Origin of the sequence: Methylophaga sp. UBA2689 (genome assembly GCA_002354555.1) — a bacterium.
Taxonomy (GTDB): domain Bacteria; phylum Pseudomonadota; class Gammaproteobacteria; order Nitrosococcales; family Methylophagaceae; genus Methylophaga.
Genome location: DELT01000087.1, coordinates 1 through 2,712, shown reverse-complemented (window position 1 = coordinate 2,712; position 2,712 = coordinate 1). Strand labels below are relative to the sequence as shown.

The 2,712-nt window shown below is 47.7% G+C and carries 3 protein-coding genes; all 3 read left to right on the top strand.

Features of this window, described 5'->3' with window-relative positions:
• Positions 1 to 705, top strand: a 705-nt coding sequence (locus B3M51_RS10245; RefSeq protein ID WP_292758914.1) for a D-alanine--D-alanine ligase, incomplete at its 5' end; no start/stop codon positions are given.
• Positions 705 to 1,490: a cell division protein FtsQ/DivIB gene (locus tag B3M51_RS10240; RefSeq protein WP_292758912.1), complete on the top strand. Its 786-nt coding sequence runs from the start codon at positions 705 to 707 to the stop codon at positions 1,488 to 1,490. The genes B3M51_RS10245 and B3M51_RS10240, both read left to right, overlap by 1 nt.
• On the top strand, positions 1,490 to 2,712 hold a 1,223-nt coding region (gene ftsA, locus B3M51_RS10235; protein WP_292758910.1), incomplete at its 3' end, for a cell division protein FtsA. The genes B3M51_RS10240 and ftsA, both read left to right, overlap by 1 nt.

Here is a 2,712-nt window from a genome sequence, read left to right as displayed (position 1 = left end):
GGTGAAATTCAGGGTGTTTTGCAGTCATTGCAAATTCCTTATACCGGTAGCGGCATTACCGGTGCGGTACTGTCAATGAATAAACGTTTGAGCAAACAGGTCTGGCAGAGTCAGGGCTTACCAACACCAAAATATGTGCGTTTAAATCGCCAATCCAATCCACAGCAAATCGTTGAGGAATTGGGTTTACCGCTAGTCATTAAGCCGGTCAACGAAGGTTCCAGCATCGGTATGAGTAAGGTGACATCAGCCGAAGCGCTGCAACAAGCTATCAACCTTGCTTTTGACTATGACGATGAAGTTATCGCTGAGCAATGGGTGCATGGGGCGGAATATACGGTGAGTATTTTAAACGGAGAAGCGCTGCCGGTTATTCGATTAACAACACCCAGAGAGTTTTACGATTTTGAAGCCAAGTATCTGGCGGATTCAACCGAGTATTTGTGTCCGTGTGGTTTGAGTGATGCTGATGAGAAACGCTGTCAGCAATTGGCAATCAACGCTTTCAATGCGCTCAACATGTCTGGGTGGGGACGTATTGATGTTATGGCCGACCAGCATGGTGATTTTTACTTGCTGGAAGCGAATAGTGTGCCCGGTATGACTGATCACAGCCTGGTGCCGATGTCAGCCCGTCAGGCTGGAATTAGTTTTGAAAATCTGGTTGGGCAGGTATTAAAGAGCAGTCTGGAGGGCAAACGCTGATGGCTATCAGACAACGTCCAAAAGCCGGTGCAACACGCACCCGTGTGGTGAAACCACGCGAACAAATGAACTGGCAAAGTAACTTGCGAAATGTCAGCACTGTGTTGGTGCTGTTGATACTGATTATCGGTGTGGTTTATTTAAACAACACAGATACTTTGCCGATTCAGCATGTCACGGTGGAAGGTGAACTAATCAATACTGATAAACAGGACTTGATTGAAGCGGTAACACCTTATGTAACCGGTAGCTTCCTTGATGTAAACGTTGCAGGAATTCGTGCAGCGGGTGAAGCGCTTCCCTGGGTGTCACAAATACAGGTAAGACGTGTCTGGCCGGATACTTTGCATTTAATGGTCAGTGAGCATCAGGCAGTTGCACTCTGGAATGAAGATGGTCTGGTCAATACACGTGGCCAGGTATTTTATCCTGAAAGCGGAAAAATGCCTGCCGGACTTATTCAGTTATATGGGCCTGAAGGAAGCAGTGAGTTGATGTCACGGCAGCTGGTGACTATTCAGCAGTCTGTAGATTCGCTTGGATTAAGGGTGAAAAGCCTGACCATGGATGAGCGGCGTTCCTGGCAGGTGAAATTTACAGATGATATGCAGCTGCAATTGGGACGTGCAGAAAGTGAACAGCGATTAGCCAGATTTATTCGAGTATTTGAAGGCCCGTTGGCCAGTTATCGCGATCAAATCCAAATTGTAGATATGCGTTACACCAACGGACTTGCAGTTGTTTGGAAAACCGGTAAGCAACCTGATTTTAATGGAATTGTGTAATGTCGAAACGAATTGAAAGAGAACTAATTGTCGGACTGGATATCGGCACTTCCAAAGTGGTAGCGATCGTGGCAGCCCCAATTCTGGATGCCGGTCCCAATGACAATAAACTGGAAATTATCGGTATTGGTTCACACCCGGCCAGAGGCATGAAAAAAGGGGTAGTGGTCAATATTGAATCTACTGTGCAATCCATTCAACGTGCGGTAGAAGAAGCCGAGCTGATGGCTGGATGCCAGATCCACTCTGTCTTTGCCGGGATTGCCGGAAGTCATATTCGTAGTCTGAATTCACATGGCACCGTTGCCATTCGGGATAAGGAAGTGACTCAAGGAGATTTGGATCGGGTACTGGATGCCGCACGGGCAGTGCATTTCCCGGGCGACCAGCAATTGCTGCATGTATTACCTCAGGAATTCATTATCGACAACCAGGAAGGTATTCGTGAGCCTATCGGCATGTCGGGTGTGCGGCTGGAAGCCAAAGTGCATCTGATTACCGGGGCTGTCAGTGCAGCCCAAAACATCACCAAATGTATCGAGCGATGTGGACTGATTGTTGATGGAATCATATTGGAACAGATGGCTTCCAGCTACTCAGTACTGGAACAGGACGAGAAAGAGCTGGGTGTATGTCTGGTCGATATTGGCGGTGGTACAACTGATATTGCCGTGTTTATTGATGGTGCCATACGCCATACCGCAGTGATTCCGATTGCAGGCGATCAGGTGACCAATGACATCGCCGTGGCGTTAAGAACACCGACGCAATATGCCGAAGAAATCAAAATCAAATATGCCTGTGCCCTGACTCAACTGGCACGGGAAGATGAAACTATTGAAGTGCCAAGTGTTGGAGACAGACCGCCTCGCCAACTGGCGAGACAGACATTGGCCGAAGTGGTTGAGCCACGTTATGAAGAACTACTAATGCTGGTACAGGCTGAACTGCGTCGCAGTGGCTTTGAAGAAATGTTAGCTGCCGGGGTGGTATTGACGGGTGGCAGTTCAAAAATGGAAGGCGCAATTGAACTTGCTGAAGAAGTCTTTCATCTGCCGGTAAGGCTTGGTGTGCCACAGCATGTTGGTGGTTTAGTTGATGTAGTACGTAATCCAATCCACGCCACAGGTGTGGGTTTATTACTTTTTGGAAATGAACAAGTGAGTACCGGACACAGTGAATCTGTGATTTCGGATGGGTTTAAAGGAATGCTTGCCAGAAT

Bases quoted from the DNA above. Each gene is read 5' to 3' on its own strand.
- B3M51_RS10240 (WP_292758912.1), top strand. From the start codon at position 705: ATGGCTATCAGACAACGTCCAAAAGCCGGTGCAACACGCACCCGTGTG.